This is a genomic window from Janthinobacterium aestuarii (assembly GCF_051380835.1).
GTDB lineage: Bacteria > Pseudomonadota > Gammaproteobacteria > Burkholderiales > Burkholderiaceae_D > Janthinobacterium > Janthinobacterium aestuarii.
Genome location: NZ_JBNYXU010000004.1, coordinates 214,405 through 233,434, shown reverse-complemented (window position 1 = coordinate 233,434; position 19,030 = coordinate 214,405). Strand labels below are relative to the sequence as shown.

General features: G+C 60.8%; 19 protein-coding genes. 11 read left to right on the top strand and 8 right to left on the bottom strand.

Annotated elements, in window-relative coordinates:
- The first annotated feature begins 14 nt into the window (after nt 1-14).
- Nucleotides 15-563: a 4'-phosphopantetheinyl transferase family protein gene (locus ACQ4WO_RS13360; RefSeq protein WP_436481854.1), complete on the top strand. Its 549-nt coding sequence runs from the start codon at nt 15-17 to the stop codon at nt 561-563.
- A gap of 264 nt (nt 564-827) precedes the next feature.
- A complete protein-coding gene (locus tag ACQ4WO_RS13355; RefSeq protein WP_436481853.1) occupies nt 828-1,724 on the top strand; it encodes a LysR family transcriptional regulator in 897 nt (298 codons plus the stop codon).
- Here the strand turns inward: ACQ4WO_RS13355 and ACQ4WO_RS13350 are convergent.
- Complete coding sequence (locus ACQ4WO_RS13350; protein WP_436481852.1) at nt 1,721-2,398, bottom strand: phosphoribosylanthranilate isomerase; 678 nt, start codon at nt 2,396-2,398, stop codon at nt 1,721-1,723. The two genes, ACQ4WO_RS13355 and ACQ4WO_RS13350, sit on opposite strands and share 4 nt — an antisense overlap.
- Nucleotides 2,399-2,599: 201 nt before the next feature.
- Between ACQ4WO_RS13350 and ACQ4WO_RS13345 the strand changes: the two genes are divergently transcribed.
- Nucleotides 2,600-3,004 carry a hypothetical protein gene (locus tag ACQ4WO_RS13345; protein ID WP_436481851.1) on the top strand — a complete coding sequence of 135 codons (405 nt, stop codon included), beginning with the start codon at nt 2,600-2,602 and terminating at the stop codon, nt 3,002-3,004.
- Nucleotides 3,005-3,059: 55 nt separating this feature from the next.
- Here ACQ4WO_RS13345 and ACQ4WO_RS13340 read toward each other — a convergent pair whose 3' ends face one another.
- From ACQ4WO_RS13340 to ACQ4WO_RS13310, 7 genes are all read right to left on the bottom strand, one after another.
- Nucleotides 3,060-4,094: an RNA methyltransferase gene (locus ACQ4WO_RS13340; RefSeq protein ID WP_436481850.1), complete on the bottom strand. Its 1,035-nt coding sequence runs from the start codon at nt 4,092-4,094 to the stop codon at nt 3,060-3,062.
- 64 nt (nt 4,095-4,158) lie between these two features.
- Nucleotides 4,159-4,500 carry a zinc ribbon domain-containing protein YjdM gene (locus ACQ4WO_RS13335; protein ID WP_034756972.1) on the bottom strand — a complete coding sequence of 114 codons (342 nt, stop codon included), beginning with the start codon at nt 4,498-4,500 and terminating at the stop codon, nt 4,159-4,161.
- A 91-nt stretch (nt 4,501-4,591) separates the two neighbouring features.
- On the bottom strand, nt 4,592-5,581 hold the full coding sequence (gene dmeF, locus ACQ4WO_RS13330) for a CDF family Co(II)/Ni(II) efflux transporter DmeF (RefSeq protein WP_436481849.1): 990 nt from the start codon (nt 5,579-5,581) through the stop codon (nt 4,592-4,594).
- A gap of 10 nt (nt 5,582-5,591) precedes the next feature.
- Nucleotides 5,592-5,867 (bottom strand): metal/formaldehyde-sensitive transcriptional repressor, encoded by a 276-nt coding sequence (locus tag ACQ4WO_RS13325; RefSeq protein ID WP_151094243.1) that lies wholly within the window; start codon nt 5,865-5,867, stop codon nt 5,592-5,594.
- 76 nt (nt 5,868-5,943) lie between these two features.
- Nucleotides 5,944-6,768 carry a TlpA family protein disulfide reductase gene (locus tag ACQ4WO_RS13320; protein WP_436481848.1) on the bottom strand — a complete coding sequence of 275 codons (825 nt, stop codon included), beginning with the start codon at nt 6,766-6,768 and terminating at the stop codon, nt 5,944-5,946.
- Between the two features lie 211 nt (nt 6,769-6,979).
- Entirely contained in the window at nt 6,980-7,660 is a 681-nt protein-coding gene (locus tag ACQ4WO_RS13315) for a hypothetical protein (RefSeq protein WP_436481847.1), read from the bottom strand.
- Between the two features lie 102 nt (nt 7,661-7,762).
- Nucleotides 7,763-8,461 carry a DUF2325 domain-containing protein gene (locus tag ACQ4WO_RS13310; protein WP_436481846.1) on the bottom strand — a complete coding sequence of 233 codons (699 nt, stop codon included), beginning with the start codon at nt 8,459-8,461 and terminating at the stop codon, nt 7,763-7,765.
- Nucleotides 8,462-8,720: 259 nt separating this feature from the next.
- Here ACQ4WO_RS13310 and ACQ4WO_RS13305 point away from each other — a divergent pair, with 259 nt between their 5' ends.
- The 8 genes from ACQ4WO_RS13305 (at nt 8,721) to ACQ4WO_RS13270 (ending at nt 19,027) form a co-directional block, all read left to right on the top strand.
- Nucleotides 8,721-11,888 carry a type VI secretion system Vgr family protein gene (locus ACQ4WO_RS13305; RefSeq protein ID WP_436481845.1) on the top strand — a complete coding sequence of 1,056 codons (3,168 nt, stop codon included), beginning with the start codon at nt 8,721-8,723 and terminating at the stop codon, nt 11,886-11,888.
- Nucleotides 11,885-13,651: a hypothetical protein gene (locus ACQ4WO_RS13300; RefSeq protein ID WP_436481844.1), complete on the top strand. Its 1,767-nt coding sequence runs from the start codon at nt 11,885-11,887 to the stop codon at nt 13,649-13,651. Before ACQ4WO_RS13305 ends, ACQ4WO_RS13300 begins: the two co-directional genes overlap by 4 nt.
- Complete coding sequence (locus ACQ4WO_RS13295) at nt 13,648-14,673, top strand: PoNe immunity protein domain-containing protein (protein WP_436481843.1); 1,026 nt, start codon at nt 13,648-13,650, stop codon at nt 14,671-14,673. The genes ACQ4WO_RS13300 and ACQ4WO_RS13295 overlap by 4 nt, the downstream gene beginning before the upstream one ends.
- Entirely contained in the window at nt 14,624-14,917 is a 294-nt protein-coding gene (locus ACQ4WO_RS13290) for a hypothetical protein (RefSeq protein WP_436481842.1), read from the top strand. The genes ACQ4WO_RS13295 and ACQ4WO_RS13290 overlap by 50 nt, the downstream gene beginning before the upstream one ends.
- A 137-nt stretch (nt 14,918-15,054) precedes the next feature.
- Complete coding sequence (locus ACQ4WO_RS13285; RefSeq protein WP_436481841.1) at nt 15,055-16,080, top strand: PoNe immunity protein domain-containing protein; 1,026 nt, start codon at nt 15,055-15,057, stop codon at nt 16,078-16,080.
- A gap of 90 nt (nt 16,081-16,170) precedes the next feature.
- A complete protein-coding gene (locus ACQ4WO_RS13280; protein WP_436481840.1) occupies nt 16,171-17,088 on the top strand; it encodes a PoNe immunity protein domain-containing protein in 918 nt (305 codons plus the stop codon).
- Nucleotides 17,089-17,090: 2 nt separating this feature from the next.
- A complete protein-coding gene (locus tag ACQ4WO_RS13275) occupies nt 17,091-17,912 on the top strand; it encodes a PoNe immunity protein domain-containing protein (RefSeq protein WP_436481839.1) in 822 nt (273 codons plus the stop codon).
- Nucleotides 17,913-17,923: 11 nt separating this feature from the next.
- Complete coding sequence (locus ACQ4WO_RS13270; RefSeq protein WP_436481838.1) at nt 17,924-19,027, top strand: hypothetical protein; 1,104 nt, start codon at nt 17,924-17,926, stop codon at nt 19,025-19,027.
- Nucleotides 19,028-19,030 lie beyond the last annotated feature (3 nt).

Below are 19,030 nucleotides of genomic sequence, written 5' to 3'. Positions count from 1 at the left end.
TGATGGACTCTACGGTGCTCTTGTCAGGAGACGGCGTGCTGGTGATCGGCATCGCCGCCGTCCTGCCGCGCGCCGAAGCGCGCCTGTGCATCCGCGCCGCCGTGCGCGAGGCGGCGGCGCAGTGGTTGAAGTTAAATATCGAAGCGATTTCGGTGGCGTCAACGCCGGGCGCCCCTCCCCGCTTGCTGCTGGCCGGACGGGCGGCCAGCCTGTCGTTCAGCCATGACGAGGGACTCTCGCTGGCCGCCATCGGCCTGCATGGTCCTGTCGGCATCGACGTGATGCGCGTGCAGGACATTGCCGACTGGTTCCATCTGGCGCGCGATTATCTGGGGCCGCAGGTGGCCGAGGAACTGGCCGCCTGCCCCGATGCGCAGCGCCCATTGGCGCTGGCGCAGGCGTGGACGGCGCGCGAGGCGGCGCTCAAGTGGGCAGGTTTACAATTGATTGAGTGGGATGGGGCAGTATTGAGTTGTCATTTGCAAGCAGTGGGGACACCGCAAAATTTCGTGGCCATGTTGGCGACAATCCGGGGGCAGGCCCGGCGGGGGAATACGGTCTGATAGACCGTATTCCGATTCCGAAGGAACTGACCCCAGCTTTACGCTGTTGGGTTGAATCCCTATCAATCCTCTTTACCGTCATCAGCTCCGCCGATCTGGACGAAAATCAGTTTTACGATAATACTGACGAGCAGTCCCAGCACCCCGATCAATTCCAGCATGGCCTTTCCTTTGCAGTGATAGCAGACCAGGCCACTGTAGCGCGAACGGCGGGGCCGGGCCAATATCAAATCAGGCAGTCTCCGATCTCGAAAAGGCATACGATTGATTTCCATCAGACAGTTCCGCTACTTTGTCGAAGTCGTCGATGCGGGCAGCTACTCGCGCGCGGCGGAAAAGTTGTACATCGCGCAGTCGGCCCTGAGCCGGCAAATCAAGGAGCTCGAGGGCGAGGTACAAGCCCTGCTGCTCACGCGCGACGCACGCCATATCGAGCGCACGCCCGCAGGACAGGTCTTTTATGAGCGGGCCAGGCGCATCCTCGACGACATCGACGAAACCGTGCGCCAGACGCGCCACGTGGGACAAGGCGCGCAAGGCATCATCCGCCTGCTGCATTCAAGCTCCGTCACCCTCACGCCCGCCATCGGCGCCGTGCTGAACCGCCTGCTGGCGCAGTTCCCCGGCGTTTCTCTCGATGTGTCGAAGGGATCGTCGGAAAACCAGGCTGCCGACATCGAGGAAGGCCGCGCCGACCTGGGCCTCGTGCGCCTGCCCACCTTGCGCAAGCACGCCAACATCGTCGTGCGCGAACTGTTTGCGGAAAAGCTGGTGGTGGCCGTCTCGGCGGCGTCGTCGCTGGCCGCACTGGAACGCACGACGATTGCCGCCCTGCGCGACGAAGCGTTCGTCTCGATCCCGCACAAGGACCGCGGAGGCCTCAGCTACCTGGTGGCGGGCCTGTGCCTGGCGCAGGGTTTCTTTCCGAAGGCGGCGCGCGCCCTGTCGCGCAAGACGTCGCAGCTGAACCTGATCGAGGCCAACATGGGCATCGCCATCGTCCCCGACAGCATGCGCCTGGTGGCGCCGCCCGGCGTGCGTTTCATCGCGCTGCCGGACGAGGAATCGCACTCCGCCGTCGGCCTGATCTCGCCGCGCGCGGCCAGCGGCATGGTGGCCGCGTTTACGGAAGCGTTCGTGCGCGAGATGAATACACTCTAGCCTTCCGCATACAGCGCCGCATCGACGTCGCGCACGGCCGCCATCAGCAAGGCCAGCTTCATGACATCGAGCTGGCCATCCGTGCGCACGCGCGAACACAGGTCGATGCCGTAGGGGCGCACCTGGCGCAGCGCTTCCATCACATTGGTGTCGTCCAGCCCACCGGCCAGGAAAACGGGACGGGGGCTGGCGCGCACGAAACGCGCGCTGACGGACCAGTCGTGCGTGCGGCCCGTGCCGCCCAGTTCCGGCACCACCGCGCCGGGACGCCCCGAGTCGAGCAGGAAAGCATGGACGTGGGGCGCGTAGGCGGGAATCAGGTCCAGCGCCTCCGGCCCCTCCACGTGGATCACCTGCACGCGCCGCACGTGCGGCAGCAAGCGCGCCAGTTCCTCGACCTCGCCCGGGTCGATATGGCCGACGATCTGCACGGTCGATGGCTGCGTGGCGCGCACGTGTTCGGCGATGGCTTGCGCCGTCGTCTCGGACGTCAGCAGGAACGTGGCCACGGGCGGCGGCGTCCAGGCGGCGATCTGTGCGATGCGCGCGTCTGGAATCGGGCCGGGGCCGGACGGCATGGCCGCCACCAGGCCCAGCGCGTCGGCGCCGGCGGCAATGGCCAGTTGCGCTTCGTCGATGGAAGCGATGCAGCAGATCTTGATGCGGGTTCTCATGGCCTTGCGTGCTCAGTCGGGATGATCAACATTACAACACAGGGCGGCACGCGCGCCAAGACACGCGGTCAAGGCCGCGCACGATTGTGTGCCAGAATGGGGGCCGATCCTGTGGCGCCTGATCGCCAGCCCGCGCTGATTGACATGCGCCAGGTGCCGGACGATACTTGATTTATCCGGAATCGCCATTGGAAGCCGTACATGCGTATCGTCGACTTTGAAGTCCGCAAGGAGTGTCCGCCGCAGTTGTGCGACTGCGAGCGCGAGCGCCTGCTCGGCGATGCGCAGGCGGACCTGTCCATCCTGCGCCTGAACCTGACGGAAGAAAAGCGCCTGCTGGCGCACATCGAGGACATCGCCACCTATGCCCAACTGCAAAAGCTGCAACTGCTGTTGCAGAAAAACCTGGGCGTGGAATTGCAGATTACGCCGGGCAGCGGCGAAGTGCGCACCGTGCGCGGCTTCCAGATCCGCCTGCTGGAGCGGCCCGGCCTGTGCCGCAAGACGCGCGCCGCCATTCCGGCCGCCGTGCGGCGCTGCCTGGCCGCGCACCCCGAGATCGCGTTTGCGATCTTGAATGAAAACGATTTGCTGGGCGGGGTGTGAGCCGACACCATTGTTGGCGTATGCACGAATGTCGGATTACGCTCCGCTAATCGGCCTACGCCGTCACGCAGGCGCGGATGGGGATGACCTTGCCCTTCGCTTCGCGCGCCCGTAACTGGCCGCAGCCGCCCTCCACATCCTGCCCGGCCGAATCGCGCAATTTGGTCAGCACGCCGCGCGCGTGCAGGGCGGCGGCAATGGCGCGCGCCTTTTCCCAGCTGGGGCGCTTGAACGGCAAGTCGGCTATGGTGTTATACGGGATCATGTTGAGCACCGCATATTTTCCCTGCAAGAGCGCGACGATGCCATCCATCTCGTCGTCGCCATCGTTGACGCCTTCCATCAGGGTCCACTGGTACTGCACCGGGTAGCCGGTCAGGCGCGCATACGTTTCGCCGAACGCCACCAGTTCGCGCGGCGACAGCCTGGGCGCGCGCGGCAGCAGCTGTTCGCGCAGCGCCGGCTTGGTCGTGTGCAGCGACAGGGCCAGCGCCGGCTTGACCCTGCCTTGCGGCAGGCGCTCGAAGGCGCGCGGGTCGCCCACCGTGGAGAACACGAGGTTCTTGTGGCCGATATTGCCCTCGGTGCCCAGCAGCTCGATCGCTTCCATCACATTGTTCAGGTTATGCGCCGGCTCGCCCATGCCCATGAAGACGACTTTTTTTACGGGGCGCAGGGTGCGCGCCAGTACCACCTGGGCGACAATTTCTCCGCTGCTCACTTGCCGGATCAAGCCGTCGCGGCCCGTCATGCAGAACTGGCAGCCCACGGCGCAACCAACCTGGCTCGATACGCACAAGCCATCGCGCGGCAGCAGCACGCTTTCCACCGTCTGGCCATCGTGCAACCCCACCAGCAGGCGCGCGGAACCGTCGGCGCCCGGATGGGTGCTGAGCAGCTTCAGCATGCCCTGCAATTCGAGATCGAGCGCGGGCAAGGCCTCGCGCACGGGCAGCGGCAAAAAATCCTCGGCGCGGCGCCGGCCCTGGTCGTGCGGCTGCCCCTGTATCCAGTCGCGCAGCACGCGCTGTTCGTGCAGAGGCTTGGCGCCCAGGGCGCGCAGGCGCTGGCGGATGGTATCGATTTGCATGGCGTCTGAATAAAAAAACGGCGCGCAGGAATGAAACCGGCGCGCCGTGTTACGGGTAAAAGCTTTAGACCTTCTTGACGAATTCCGTTTTCAGGCTCATGGAACCGAAACCGTCGATCTTGCAGTCGATATCGTGGTCGCTGTCGACCAGGCGGATGTTCTTGACCTTGGTGCCCATCTTGACGACACCGCCGCCGCCCTTCAATTTCAAGTCCTTGATGACGCTGACCGTGTCGCCGTCCTGCAGGATGTTGCCGGCCGAATCGCGGTACACCTTGGCGCCCTCTTCCACCGCTTCGCCGGCCGTGGCCGACCATTCATGCGCGCATTCAGGGCAGATCAACTGGCTGCCGTCTTCGTACGTGAATTCGGATTTGCATTGCGGGCATGGTGGTAATGTGCTCATTTTCTTCTCTGTCTGGTGAACAGCGCGTGCTGTAAAAGCCGACATTATACTGCCTACGCCCCGCATCAGCGGGCTTGTTTCACCATCATTGTCAAGGCCGGCGAATAATCTCGATGGTGCTGTGGACGATTTCCTCGTGAATGCCGATGCGCGCACGCAGCTCGGCGGCCGTCAATGCGGCATCGCGGCTGACGACGGACAAGGCGCACGAATACAGCTGCTTGCCGACTCGCCACACGTGCAGGTCGACGATGCGCGGCGTATCGCCGGCGCTTTCCACTTCCACGGCCTCGCGGATTTCATCCACCACGGGATGGTCCATCTCGCGGTCCAGCAAGACCTTGCCCGTCTCCTGCATCAGCTTTTTCGCCCACAGGGCCACCAGCACGGCGCCCGCGATACCCATCACGGGATCGAGCCATTGCCAGCCGTAAGCCCAAGCGCCGCCCAGCGCGACGATGGCCAGCACGGACGTGGCGGCGTCCGCCAACACGTGGATGTACGCGGCCTTCATGTTCAGGTCTTCGCCATGGCCATGGTGGCCATGGTGGCCGTGATGATCGTGATGACCGTGATGACCGTGATGATCGTGCCCATGTCCATGGTGGTGGTCATGGTGCCCGCCGAGGATCAGCGCGCACACGAGGTTGACCAACAGGCCGAAGGCCGCCACCGCCATCGCCTGCGGATAGTGGATGGGTTGCGGCGAGAACAGGCGCTCGAGCGAGGCCACGACCATCAGCACGGCCACGCCCAGCAGCAGGATGGCGCTCGTGTAGCCGGCCAGCACTTCGATCTTCCACGTGCCGAAGGCAAAGCGGGGGTCGCGCGCATAGCGGCGCGCGGCCGCATACGCAAACGCGGCCAGGCCGATGGCCAACGCGTGCGAACTCATATGCCAGCCATCGGCCAGCAGGGCCATGGAGTTGTACCACCAGCCGGCGACGATTTCCAGCACCATGGTGGCCAGCGTGATCCACATGACGGTGCGCGCGCGGCGTTCGGCCTTGCCATTGCTGCTGTCAAAAACGTGTTCGTGCTGCCAGGCGGAGAGGTCTTCGCCGGGGGATTGCGTTTTCATGACGTTCTCCTTATTTGAGGTAGGTGCGCAGGATGCCCGCGATGTCGTCGGCGCCCCTGGCCCGCTCGTCGCCGGAGATATCGGGACTGGCCACGTGCTCTCGCAAGTGTTCTTCGATGACTTCGGCCATCAGGCCATTGACGGCGCCGCGCACGGCGGCGATCAGCTGCAGCACTTCGCCGCAGTCGCGCCCCTCTTCCAGGCTCCGCTCCAGGCCTTCCACCTGCCCCCGAATACGCTTCACGCGATTGAGCAGCTTCGTCTTGTTGTGCGCCGTGTGTCCCATGATTCCACCCTGATAAATACTATAGGGGGGTATGCTATCAGAAAGCACCACGCTACATCGACAAGGCATGCCCGCCTCAAGGAGCAGGCGCGATCTTTTGCAGCTTGCTGGCCAGCGAGGCATCGGACAATTCGCCCAGGTGCGTATCGACCAGGCGCCCACGCGCGTCATAAAACAGGGTAGTGGGCAGGGCCGAGGAACCGGCCGCCTTGCCCAGCGCCGCCTCGCTGTCGAGCACCACATTGCGCAGGGTCACGCCGCTCCTGTCCAGGAAAGCGCCAGCCGCCGCCGCATCCTCGCGCTGGTTCGCATACACGAAGACGATATCGGCGCGCGCCTGCTGCGCGGCGGCCAGCACGGGCATCTCGCGCCGGCATGGCGGACACCAGCTGGCCCACAGGTTCACCACCAGCGGCTTGCCGCCGGCCAGCGCGGCCAGGGCCGTTGGCGCACCGTCGAGCGCATGCAGGGCCACGGCCGGCAAGGCTGTCGGCTTGTCGTAGGCCAGCGAGATCCCAGCGCTCAACATGCCCCAGGCCAGCGCGCCGGCCGCCACGCTGATGGCCAGCGGACGGCGCATGGCCGCCATGGCGGTACGCCGGCAGCGCCACGCGGCGATGGCCAGCGCGGCCGCGATGCCGGCCGGTGCGAGGAAGCCGCCATCGCGGATATTGATGATGGACCAGGGCGCCGCCAGGTACTGCTCGTGCCAGCGCAAGACGAATGCCAGCCGCGCCGCCAGCAGGCCGGCGATCAGCATGTCGGAAACGAGGGGGCCGGCGTCCGGCAACTGGCAGGATCTGCGCAGCCACCACGCCACACCGTAGGCGACGCACAGGGAAACGAACAGCAGGACGAGGCCCGTGGGCAGGGCCAGGGGACCGATTTGCAGGGACAGCATGGGCGCTTTCAGGATCGTCGAGGGACGGCCATTGTGGCCCATGCGGATTAAGCGGGCGTTAAACGGCGCGAAAGTCAGGCTGCCAGCGCTTCCAGTCCAATGCATGAACAGGCGCTGTTGCGGATTGATCGACAGCGAGACATCGTCGGCTGCGCAGGTGAACTTCCATGTAACTGTCAGATCAGATCACGATTACTACATTTTATATTCATCAACTTCGCCTTTTCGAGATCGCAGGCGTTCCCATAAAGACAGGCTCCGAACGAACATATGAGGTCCAGACATCCTCTCCCATCGCCTCAGTAAGCAACATGATTGAGTTGGTCGAGCGCGCCATTAATTGTTGCACTTGCAGTACAAGCTCAGCTCTGGGAACGCGGATACAAACATGCGTCAGCTGAGAATCGGGATCCATTTGTCGGATGTAAACGTGGCCTTCATAAGCTTCGACCTCCATTGCCCAACCCTCGTCAATATCGTAATCCACTTCTCCAGACTCAACTGACAGCAAGGCTTTTAAGAACCACGATACCTCCGAATAAGTATCATACCAAGGAAAAGAAACAAGCACATCTTCTTCACTATTCCACATCCACAATCGCACCCAGAAGTAATGGCGGATGGAGTTGAATGGCAATCCATGATGGTTAGCCAATTCCACTACCTGTTTGTAGTAAGCAAATAACTCGCCCTCTCGTCCATCAAGCTCAGCCGTACGGACCATTGATGGTTTAGACCTTTGAAATGAAGGTAGCTTAAGCCGCTGTGTCAATTTTGACAAATCAAGGCCGGCGTGCCTGTCTGGACCAAAATAGAATTCTTCTTTCAAGAGAAAGCAAAGCTCTGCATTCAGCATTGAGACAGGTTTAGCGTCAGAAAACCATGGCTTCATATTGTTTTATTAAAGTTAATTTCAAGGGTTTTGCGGGAATGTCCGGTATTGACAGGTGGCGGGCATATCAGAAATCTACCCCATCTGACAGCTTGTCCCAAATCAAGTCTCAGCTACTACACCTAGGCCAAGCAGCGCCTCCTTGCGCACGAAATGCATGGCTTGCGGCTGGTCCACCAGCACGCACTGCTTGCCCGTGCGCTTGCAGTGGTCGTGCACGCGCCAATAGGCGTCGTGACTGACGCAGCCCGTCTGGCAAATCACCAGGTCGGCCGCCACCAGGCCCGCTTCCAGGGCGGCCACGTCATCGGCGCCGTCATCGCCGCCCGCATGGTGCAGGAAGCGCCCGCCCGCCCGCTCGATGGCCTGCTGCGCCACGTTGGCGCCGGCGGCCTGCTGGCCCGCATTCGGGTCCAGATAGCTGCCCACATACAGCACGGCTTTTTCGCGCACATCGGCCTGCATGGCTGGCGCGGGCAGCCACTGCAGGCGCAGCAACTCGCGCATCAGGTCCTGCACGCGCTCGCTGAGCCACTCGACCTTGCGCGCCAGCCTGGCACGCGTCGGCAAGCCCGGCACGCTGGCCGCCAGTTCGGCCAGCTCGTCGCGCGCCAGCGCCAGCTGCGTATCGCGGATCACCACCTGCGCCCGCGCGCGCATCAATTCCGACTCCAGCTGCGCGATGCGGGCCGCCTGTACAGCCAGCTGCGCACTGCAACGCACCTGCGCGCGGCCATACTCTCCCATCAGCACGCGATGCTCGCGCGCGATGCTCTCCTCGATACCATACAAACTGTCCATTGTGCCCTCCTCCACTGCCCGCAGCGCGCTGGCGCCCGCCCATCGTTCACGACCTTGCCCTCATTATAAATGAGAATCATTTCTATTGTGCTTGAGCCGCGCTGCTGGCATGGGTATAGCCAGCGAGATACCCATCCTTGCATATATGCATTTCAATCGAATCGCGCTTGTTAAATAATTATTTCTAGGGTGTAATCTTACAAATAAATCATCGCGTCCACTGCAAATCCGTACCATCCGCCACACGGAGCGCCAGGCAATGTCCGATACCACCCACGCAAGCGCAGCATCCTCCTCATCCAGTTCGCCGGCGCCGGCGGGCGGCTTTTCGCAGGCCACGCGCCTGCTGAAGCTGAGCACGCCGCTGGGCCAGGATGTGCTGCTGGCGGAATGCGTGCGCGGCGAGGAAGGCCTGGGACTGGGCTATGTCTTCCACATCGCCGCCCTGTCGCTCGACGCGGCCATTCCCCTCAAGTCGCTGATCGGCCAGCCCATCCTGCTGGAATTGCGCACGGCCGCCGGCGCCGAGAACTGGCGCCCTTTCCACGGCCATGTCACCGCGGCCGAGCTGGCGGGCGCGAACGGCGGCTTTGCCCGCTACAACCTGACCATGCAGCCGTGGACAGCCTTTCTGGCGCACGGCCGCGACAGCCGCGTCTTCCAGGACCTGGCGGTACCGGACATCCTCGAAGTCGTCTTTGCCCGCTACCAGAGCCAGGGCATGCTGGCGCCAGCCTGGCGCTTCGACCTGCTCGACCGTGCGGCCTATCCGAAACGCAGCATCTGCAGCCAGTACCAGGAAAGCGACTGGGCCTTTGCCGAGCGGCTGATGAGCGAGGAAGGCCTGTTTTATTATGCCGAACACACGGGCGACGCGGGCAGCGCCAGCCTGGGTAGCCATACCCTCGTCATCGCCGACCACAACGGCAGCTTCAAGCCCAACGCCCAGACCAGCATCGCCTACAGCCAACCCGGCGCCGTCATGCCGCAAGACACGATGGACCGCTGGCGCATGCAGCTGCGCCAGCAAACCAACGGCATCGAACTGTCCAGCTGGGATTACCGCGCGCTGGGCGGACGGCCCATCAGCGCCACTGGCGCCCATGACGGAACGATGGCGCTGGTCAGCCGCGACGCGCCCGGCGCCTATGCCTACCCGTCGCGCGAGCACGGACAACGGCTGGCCGAGCGCCAGTTGCAGGCGCTGACGGCGGCCAGGGAAGTGTTTACCGGCGCCGGCACCGTACGCACCCTGGCGCCCGGCACCACGTTTACCCTGAGCGGCCAGGCGCAAACGGATGCGGCGGGCGGCGGCGACGCTGCAAGCTTCCTCGTCACCCGCACGGTACACCTGATGCATAACAACCTCGATGCGGAACTGGGCGGCGGCCTGCTGCAGCGCTTCGGCCGGGGCTTGCTCGACGCGCTGATCGGCGAAGAGGCGGCCGGCAGCCTGCACGCCGTCGGCGACGCCATCAGCGAACGCCCGCCCTACCGCAACCGCATCGACGCCATCCGCAGCAAGATCCCCTACCGCAGCACCAATGCCAACGGCCACGGCCAGCTGCTGCATCCGCGCCCCGTCATCATGGGCCAGCAGACGGCCATCGTCGTCGGCCCGGCCGGCGCCCAGCTGCATACGGACCGCGATCACCGCATCAAAGTGCAATTCCACTGGCAGCGCGGGGCGCAAAGCCATAGCCGGCTGGCGCATCCAGCCGCCGACGGCCACACGGGCGCGCCCGGCGACGACAGCGCCGGCACCTGGGTCAGGGTGGCCACGCCGCTGGCGCCCGTCGCCGGCGCCAACTGGGGCAGCAACGCCCTGCCCCGCGTGGGCCAGGAAGTGCTCGTCGATTTCCTGGAAGGCAATATCGACCGCCCCGTCGTCATCGGCACGCTGTACAACGGCCGCGGCCAGGCCGACGCGCAAAACAACCAGGTCAGCCAGGGTACGGGCGCGGCGACGGGCAACGCGCCGGCCTGGTTTCCCGGCCAGGCCGGCGCCCATGCCCATCCTGCGGCCTTGTCGGGCATCAAGACACAGGCATTGCCAACGAGCCAGGGCGGCGGCGGCGCCTACAGCCAGCTGGTATTCGACGACAGCCCGGGCCAGGGCCGCGTGGCTTTGCAGCGCCACGCCGGCCCCCATCAGGGCACGGCCGAACTGAACCTGGGCCATTTGCGCCACCAGAGCGACAACCAGCGGCTGGCGCCTGCCGGCTTCGGCGCCGAGCTGAAAACGGAACACAGCGCCGCCCTGCGCGCGGGAGCGGGCATGCTGCTGTCGGCCCATGGCCGCGACGCCAGCGGCAGCCACCTGGATGCGAAGGAAGCGCTGGAACAGCTCACGCACAGCTTGCAACTGCAGACCTCGCTGGCTGAGCAGGCACAAAAACATTTCGCGCTCGAGATGGCCAGCCCGGATACCGCCGGGACAGCCGCCCCGACGCCCCCGGCCACGCCGGACCAGCCGGAGACGCCTTCGCCAGCCGCCCAGCTCCCCGCCCTCGCCCAGATGCAGCACAGCATCGAGGTCTTGGGCGCGACGGCCGAGGGCGCCGCCGCTGCGGGCCAGGGCCAGCAGGCGGCGGGCGGCGACGGCCAGGCCAGCGCGTATGGCGACCCGCTGCTGCAATTATCCAGCCCGTCCGGCATCGCCGCCACCACGCCAGCCAGCGCCGTCCTCGTCGCGGGCGGCAATGGCAGTCTGGCGGCGGGCGCCGATCTCAACTTTGCCGCGCAGGGCAACAGCCTGTACGCGCTGGGCAAGGGCATCAGCCTGTTCACCTACGGCAAGGCCAACAGCAAGGACAAGCCCAACCAGGAAACGGGCATCCGCCTGCATGCGGCCAGCGGCAAGGTCAGCAGCCAAAGCCAGTCCGATGCGACACGGCTGACGGCCGACAAGGCCGTTACCGTCAGCAGCACTGCCAAGAGCGTCACGGCGGCGGCCAAGCAGCACATCCTGATGACGGCCCAGGGCGCATACATCCGCCTCGAAGGCGGCAACATCATGCTGCATGGACCGGGCAAGATCGATTTCAACGCCAGCATGAAGGAATTGACGGGGCCGGCGAGCAGCCAGCCCACCTTGCCTGCACTGCCGAATGCGGCCGACCTGGGCCGGGCAGTCGAACTGAACCTGCATTATGGCGATCTCGAACCTGTCATTAACTCCCCCTACAAAATCACGTTCGCCAACGGCACGTCGCTGAGTGGATTACTTAACGACAAGGGCCATGCCCGCCTCGAAAACATTCCTCCCGGCGCGTATCACATTGAATATGGCGAGGACCAGCGCGACTGGGTGGCGCCGCCATTGGTAGCGGAGCCCCGTCTACAGCAAGCGAGGCAGCAGTTGAAACAGGCATCCGCATTGCTGGAGGCAGCCCGAAAAAACAGTAAGCCGGAGCCCAAGCCATGAGCCAGAATTTTGTCGATGAGATCGTGGAGTTTTTCAAGGACCTGATCCTGGGCGACTTCGAGGATGACCAGGGCAAGGCCGCCATGATCGTTGGCGGTGCCATTTCCCTGATCCCCGTGGTTGACCAGGTGATGGACGTGCGCGATGTCTCGGGCATGATCTACCGCGTCGGCAGGAAAGGCGTGTCGCGCGCGACCCGCGATGACTGGGTCGACATGGCGCTGGCGGCGTTCGGCTGCATTCCGGAAGTCGGCAGCCTGTTCAAGACCATCATCAAGCCTTTGCGCAAGTACCGCAAGGAGGTTGGCACGGCGGCCGCTGGCGGCAATGTCATGATCGAAGCCATGCTGGGCAAGAGCAAGGGCGCCGCGATCAAATTCCTGAAAACCTTCCAGTGGGCGCAAAACACCCAGCTGGCAATCAGCACGGCCATGAGCGCGCTGGACAACTGCGTGCAATTGCTCAGCTACCTGTCGACCAGCCATTGGTGGCTGCCGTCGGACTTGCAGCACTTGGCGCGCGACATGAAGCCGCAAGTCGAAGCGGTGCGCGGTCCGCTCAAAGCCGGCATTGCGCAGGGCGCCAAGGCGTTGCAGAACTTGATCGAAGACATGCTGGGTGAAGACGCCTTGTGGGCGGCAAAAAAAATCGCCGTCGCAGCCGGCACCGGCGCCAATACGGCAGCCAGGCACAATCACAAGCCAGGCAACGCGCATCCGCACAGCGCCAACGCCCAGTTCAAATCGCCCACGACAAGCACCGATAAAAAGCCCAAGGGCGTGGATGCAAAAGCAAAAACCAAAGAGCGGGACTCGCCGGGCAAGGGCAAGGAACACAAACCCGTAGCCGACTCGCACCGCCAGAGCAGCGACGGCGGCACCGCGCCGGCCAAGAATACGTCGCGGCCGATTCGGCAATTGCTGTCTGAAGTGCCATTCGGGCCAAAGGGACTCCTCGGCGAGCATATGGCAGATTATTACCATATGGAACACGTGCTTAAAAAAGCCACCGCCTGGCCGCACGGTAACGTTAATGGAAAATGGCGCTTTGACTACCCGCGCATTGTTGGCCCCGATAACGCACACAGACGCCCGACAGAGCTTGTACCCGAAGACTTAAAAAAAATGGTACAAAATGGTGTGGATACCATCTGGCAGACGAATAGTGACACATTCCATTTCATCGAAGCAAAATTCAGTGGGAGTGCCTACACACTGTTCAAGCGGCTGCAAAAGGAAGTGGAACGTGGCAACATCCCACGCCCCCCAGCATCCCTCAACGATAGAGAGCTGATGTTATGGACTTTGCTCAGTGATCGTATAAAGGGCACGCAAATGGGAAAAAAATGGCTTACCAACAGCACCAAAGCCGGTGTCATGCAATCCGATAAAAATTTAAAAAATCGCTGGACATATCTAATACTGGGAAGTACCGCACTCTCCAATCCGTTCGTGACGGCAGCCCACCCGCATGGCAAGCTCAAGCTAGCAGCAGCACCTGGAGTTGTCAACCATCTTGAAGCGACATTGGAGCTACTCGCATCAGGCGATCATTACAATATAAAAATACATGACAAACACAAAGAAACTCATGGAATAAGCGATACATTCAATTATATGGAAATCGATCGCATAGACAAAAGGCGTAGAAGCCTCGAAAAATCAACGTCCAAAAAACCAGCCGATCAGCAGGAACAGCAAGAAGGCAAGAATAAATCAAACAAAGCAGCTTCAGGAAAGAGAAACCGGAGAAAGGAAAAATGAAAATTCCAGAATTTCATGAACGCCGACGCCAACAATTCCTTTATGATGAGCTTTATACTAAAACCAGAAAAAACCAACTCTCACTGATTGAAGGCCAACTTGCCAATAAAAAAGTGGCCGACTCAACGCAAAGTCAAACTGTCATTTACCAGTTTTTGTATTTGGAAGCGTTCTGGATATGGATACTCGACTATACGGCAGGTGAACCGATTGATGTACTTGCGCCGCGCATTGCAGACATCGTGGATAAATTTGAAGAATGGAACGAGGTGGATCAACTCTATCAGCAAGAATTGGCGCTCGATTTCCCAGAAGATGGGCCATATGAATATGAGGGTGCGCCGCAGTTTTCCACCCTTTCCGACTATGAGGACACACTACAACTGCTCAGCATCGCCATTCTGCTGCGCGATCAGCGTTCGGTGCGACGTATTATTCACGTACTGCGCAGCCACCGTGGCCGCGATGGGCTGTTCGAACAATTGATTGGCGCAAATGTCGAGGACAGTCAAGACCTGGACACCTGCATTATCAGCAAGCCCTACAACACCCTGCTGCAAGTATTCTATGAAGAAGACGACAACGCTGCCTTAGCCCTGCTCCAGAAGTATTTGAAACAGTGGTATCCGGCCATGAAAAATCATCCACGCTGGTACGATGAGCATCTCAACATCAACGAGGAAGGCTATGCCGCGTATTACGGTTACTGGGCCTTTGAAGCGGGTGCGACCGTCTTTATACTCGACCTGGACGACAGCCAGATCGACCATCTGGTCTACCCCAAAGATCTGGTCGACTATGCGCGAACATTATGGGAAGAAGGCCGCTACACCAGTCAGGAAACAGAACCACTGATACGCAAGGGACGCGTCGAGGGTGGCCAGCCCTGCCCTCAAACAGGTTTCTGGGAAACCCCAGCAAAGTTACACAGCCGCAGCCATTTTGAGCAGGGCCAAATCATGCCTGTTTTTGATGATGCTGCATACGGTGAAACCATCTGGCATTGGAGTGAAGAACAATAGCCAATTTTCCATCTGGCACAGCCAGCGACTGACCCAGCGCCGCGATGACGGCGGCCCGGATGACGCCGCGCCAGCACAGGAGCCATTGGAATTACGCGCCTACGCCAGCGAGGCCTGCCCGCAGGCCGGACAATGGCAAGCACTGGACATTCCGCCGCAAACCCGGCGATTTGAACAAGGCGAGATCATGAGCAATCTGGATTCCGCCTATGGCTTGACGGTGTGGCGCTTCCTGAACGCATGAAGAAACAGCGACGGTACTGAGGTTCGAGACCATCGACCTGATGCTCGATTGGAAAAGGCAATCATGCATTGCGGTTCGAGCATACGCGTACCTTCTTTGACACGAATACAATTTACCCAAGAGAAAAGCACGTAGCCATGGAAGATTTACCCTTTCATCAACGACGTAGACAGCATTTTCTCCATGAAGAACTTTATCAAAAAACACGGACAAATCAACTTTCCTTGATCCGGGGAGGAGAGGAAAACAGAAAGGATGCATATTCGATAGGCGAAAGTTTCTCCGTTCATCATTTCCTGTATCTGGAACTACTCTGGATATGGATGCTTGACTACACGGCAGGCATAGCCCTCGATCAACTGGCGCCTCGAATCGCCGATATTGTGGACAAATTTGAAGAGTGGAACGAAGTGGATCAAAAGTATCAGCAGGAGTGTACGCCGAAGCTACCTGAATATGGTCCATATACATATTCGGGGGCGCCCGATTTCTCGATACTTTCCGACTACGAAGACACGCTGCAACTGCTGAGCATTACCATCTTGGTACGCGATCAGCGTTCTGTCCAACGCATCATCCACGTACTACGTAGCCATCGCGGTCAAGATGGCCTGTTCGAGCAATTGATCAGTGCTTATACCGACAACGTCGTCGAGCGCGATACCTGCGTACCTGGCGCCCCTTATGACACATTGCTACGTGTCTTTTATGAAGAAGATGAGACGGCCACACTCACCTTGCTCAAGAAATATCTGCAACAGTGGTATCCGGCAATGAAGGATCATCCACGCTGGCATGACGAGCATCTTAGAATCAGCGAAGGGGGCTATGCCGACTATTATGGCTATTGGGCATTTGAAGCCGGAGCGGCGGTCTTTATTCTCGACCTGGACGACAGCGCTATTGATCATCTGGTCTACCCCAAAGACCTGGTCAATTATGGCCGCAAGTTACGCGCGGAACACCGTTACACCAGTATGGATACTGACTTAATAAATAAGGCCGGTCGTGTCGAGGGAGGCCAACCCGGCCCGCAAACCGGCCTCTGGGAAACCCAAGCAAAGTTACACAACCGTAGCCATTTTGAGCAAGGTGACAGAATGCCAGTTTTCGATGACTCTAGATATGGAGAAACCATTTGGTATTGGAGTACGGAACAGTAACCTCCATGAAAGCATGGGAGATGCTTCCCTCGAAATTCGTCAGCGCTGATATATATTTACGTTCCACGGTGTTTAGCTTACAGGGAAACAATGAGTACCAGTTCATTCAATGCGCGGCGCCGGCAAAAATTTCCCCATGAAGACATTTACCATCACACGCGAAAAAACCAACTCGAATTATTTGAAGGACAGCTTCTCAACAAAAATATCGCTGAGTCGGCACAAAGTCAAACGGTCATTTACCAGTTTTTGTATTTGGAAGCGTTCTGGATATGGATACTCGACTATACGGCAGGTGAGCCGATTGATGCACTGGCGCCGCGCATTGCAGACATCGTGGATAAATTTGAAGAATGGAATGAAGTCGATCAACTCTATCAGCAGGAATTGGCGCTCGATTTTCCAGAAGATGGGCCATATGAATATGAGGGTGCGCCGCAGTTTTCCATCCTTTCCGATTATGAAGACACGCTTCAACTGCTCAGCATCGCCATCCTGCTACGCGATCAGCGGTCGGTGCGACGCATCATCCACGTGCTGCGCAGCCACCGTGGCCACGATGGGCTGTTCGAGCAATTGATTGGCGCATATGTCGAGGACAGTCAAGACCTGGACACCTGCATTATCAGCAAACCCTACGACACGCTGCTGCAAGTATTCTATGAGGAAGACGACAACGCTGCCTTAGCCCTGCTCCAGAAATATTTGAAACAGTGGTATCCGGCCATGAAAAATCATCCCCGCTGGTACGATGAGCATCTCAACATCAACGAGGAAGGCTATGCCGCGTATTACGGTTACTGGGCCTTTGAAGCGGGGGCGGCCGTCTTTATACTCGACCTGGACGACAGCCAGATCGACCATTTGGTCTACCCCAAAGACCTGGTCGACTATGCACGAAAACTATGGGAAGAAGGCCGTCATACCGGCTTGGCCGCGGAACCGCCGAAGCATAACGGGCGTGTCGAAGCGGGACATTCCTATCCCGACACGGGTCTGCGGGAGTAACGATGCAGACTCTGGACGAACACACTTTTTTGGCCAGGCGCAGGGAACCGTTGCTGTCATACGCGATCTACCTTGAAAGCAAGCATGGTATCGAAGAAGGTATCGGCATGGTGGCCGCCGGCTTGTCGCAGCCGGCGGAAGTGCTGCGCGATATTGCGCCAGAAAATTTCATGACGGCCACGCGCCAGCGGGCATGGGACGGCATCGACCTGCTCAGTCTGGCTTACAGCGCTGGCCACACGACAGCCGATCTGCGCGCGCTGTACCCCACGGTACTGGAATACTGGGAAGAGTATGCCAACTATGACAAGGCTTTTGACGTGCAGGCCGGCGCTGCGGAACAGGGGTTTCCCCACTTCGCCCTGCCTGGTGACGGCTACGAGCAGGTCAACCGGATGATCTGCCTTGGCATTCTCCTGGGTTGGGGCAATTTGCTACCGCGCCTGGCGCCTGTCATCGATTTCAACAACCCTGAAAAAGATGGGCTGGTCGAACGCCTGCTGGCATTTTCCGTCGATGGCAGGGAGACCGCCTGGCCAGCATGCACGCGCCACCTGCCCTATTTCAAGACACTCAAGATATTCGCGGCAGAAAAACAGGCGCGTCCGGCGCTGATGCAGGACTACCTGGACAAATGGTATGACGCCAGCCGCCGCGAACCCTACTATGGCAGCCACGAGCGTGACACGTCATTTTCAGGCTACTGGTCATGGGAAGCGACAGCCATCACCTGCCTGCTCGATATCGACGACAGCTGCTATCGCGATGCCGCATTCTATCCCGCCGACCTGGCGGCATTCCACCGTCAGCCACTCTCTATATGATTGGAGCCCGCATGCGCAGCAAACCCGCCATGATCGCAGCCTGCCTCATCTTCGCCACGCCCGCGCTGTCGCTCGCCGCCGACACGCCTTTCCCCGGCATTTATTCCGTCATCGATCCCGTCACGGGCATGACACAGGATGTGCTGAAGATCGAACCCTTCATCGATGGCGAATTCAACGTCTTTCCCCGTTTCGCGGGCGAACGGGCATGGGCCGGCGTGCTCTCCGCCAAGGTCATGGGCGCCGGGGACCGCTACCTGGCGGAACCATTATTCCCTCAGGACAGCAAGGTGCGCGCCCTGGCGATCGCAGACATCGGCTACCTGTACCGCACACCCGGTGACAGCTACTCGCGCGATGGCCGCTCGGATACGGGCTACCTGAGCCATATCTTTGCCATCGGCATCAAGTCCATGCAGCGCCGTCCGCTGCTGGCAGGCCATGCCGAACGGGGCGAACGCGGCCGGCATGATTACCAGCCCGGGGCCGATGAGGCAAAGATAGCGGTCAGCACCTTGAACTACAGCGCCCGTCCCATCCAGGTCGGCGTCAGCGATGCCGGCAATCCGGCCAACGCCGTCGATACCGATCCCCTGAACCCTTATATGGGCAGCGCCGCCAATTGCTGCTTCTACCTGCCAGCCACCCCGCACAAGCCGGTACGGGTCAACATCGAATACCGCTGGCTGCCGAACGGCAAGCCGGAAACGCGCACGCTGCCGCTGCCGGCCGGCACTGCCACCGAGGAACTGCTGGTCATCGTGCAAGCCGATGGCCAGCTGGCGCTGGAATTTCGCGCCCCGCACGCGTCGTTGGCGATGACGGAGGATGGCGGTGTGAATGCCGGCAATGGCCGGCTGTATCCGGCCCTGCCCGCCGCCGCGCGCAAGGCAGTGCTGGCAGCGGAACTGGCGCGTCAAAAGAATTCGCTACAAGACATCAGCAAAAAACTGGAGAAACTTCCCCCGACGACACCGTTGCAGCTCACGCAGCGGGCGGCAGAACAGGTCGCAGCGCGGCAGACTGCCGTGACCTATCTGGAAGCGTTTTCCGCATGCAAAGCGACGGTGCGCGAGTGCGACAAGCAAGCCAGGGCGGCGGCAGGCAGGCAATGATAG

What these genes read in the sequence shown, in the direction of transcription:
- ACQ4WO_RS13350 (WP_436481852.1), bottom strand. Translation starts at nt 2,398, where the DNA reads ATGAGAACCCGCATCAAGATCTGCTGCATCGCTTCCATCGACGAAGCG.
- ACQ4WO_RS13345 (WP_436481851.1), top strand. Translation starts at nt 2,600, where the DNA reads ATGCGTATCGTCGACTTTGAAGTCCGCAAGGAGTGTCCGCCGCAGTTG.
- ACQ4WO_RS13340 (WP_436481850.1), bottom strand. Translation starts at nt 4,094, where the DNA reads ATGCAAATCGATACCATCCGCCAGCGCCTGCGCGCCCTGGGCGCCAAG.
- ACQ4WO_RS13335 (WP_034756972.1), bottom strand. Translation starts at nt 4,500, where the DNA reads ATGAGCACATTACCACCATGCCCGCAATGCAAATCCGAATTCACGTAC.
- dmeF (WP_436481849.1), bottom strand. Translation starts at nt 5,581, where the DNA reads ATGAAAACGCAATCCCCCGGCGAAGACCTCTCCGCCTGGCAGCACGAA.
- ACQ4WO_RS13325 (WP_151094243.1), bottom strand. Translation starts at nt 5,867, where the DNA reads ATGGGACACACGGCGCACAACAAGACGAAGCTGCTCAATCGCGTGAAG.
- ACQ4WO_RS13320 (WP_436481848.1), bottom strand. Translation starts at nt 6,768, where the DNA reads ATGCTGTCCCTGCAAATCGGTCCCCTGGCCCTGCCCACGGGCCTCGTC.
- ACQ4WO_RS13315 (WP_436481847.1), bottom strand. Translation starts at nt 7,660, where the DNA reads ATGAAGCCATGGTTTTCTGACGCTAAACCTGTCTCAATGCTGAATGCA.
- ACQ4WO_RS13310 (WP_436481846.1), bottom strand. Translation starts at nt 8,461, where the DNA reads ATGGACAGTTTGTATGGTATCGAGGAGAGCATCGCGCGCGAGCATCGC.
- ACQ4WO_RS13305 (WP_436481845.1), top strand. Translation starts at nt 8,721, where the DNA reads ATGTCCGATACCACCCACGCAAGCGCAGCATCCTCCTCATCCAGTTCG.
- ACQ4WO_RS13300 (WP_436481844.1), top strand. Translation starts at nt 11,885, where the DNA reads ATGAGCCAGAATTTTGTCGATGAGATCGTGGAGTTTTTCAAGGACCTG.
- ACQ4WO_RS13295 (WP_436481843.1), top strand. Translation starts at nt 13,648, where the DNA reads ATGAAAATTCCAGAATTTCATGAACGCCGACGCCAACAATTCCTTTAT.
- ACQ4WO_RS13290 (WP_436481842.1), top strand. Translation starts at nt 14,624, where the DNA reads ATGATGCTGCATACGGTGAAACCATCTGGCATTGGAGTGAAGAACAAT.
- ACQ4WO_RS13285 (WP_436481841.1), top strand. Translation starts at nt 15,055, where the DNA reads ATGGAAGATTTACCCTTTCATCAACGACGTAGACAGCATTTTCTCCAT.
- ACQ4WO_RS13280 (WP_436481840.1), top strand. Translation starts at nt 16,171, where the DNA reads ATGAGTACCAGTTCATTCAATGCGCGGCGCCGGCAAAAATTTCCCCAT.
- ACQ4WO_RS13275 (WP_436481839.1), top strand. Translation starts at nt 17,091, where the DNA reads ATGCAGACTCTGGACGAACACACTTTTTTGGCCAGGCGCAGGGAACCG.
- ACQ4WO_RS13270 (WP_436481838.1), top strand. Translation starts at nt 17,924, where the DNA reads ATGCGCAGCAAACCCGCCATGATCGCAGCCTGCCTCATCTTCGCCACG.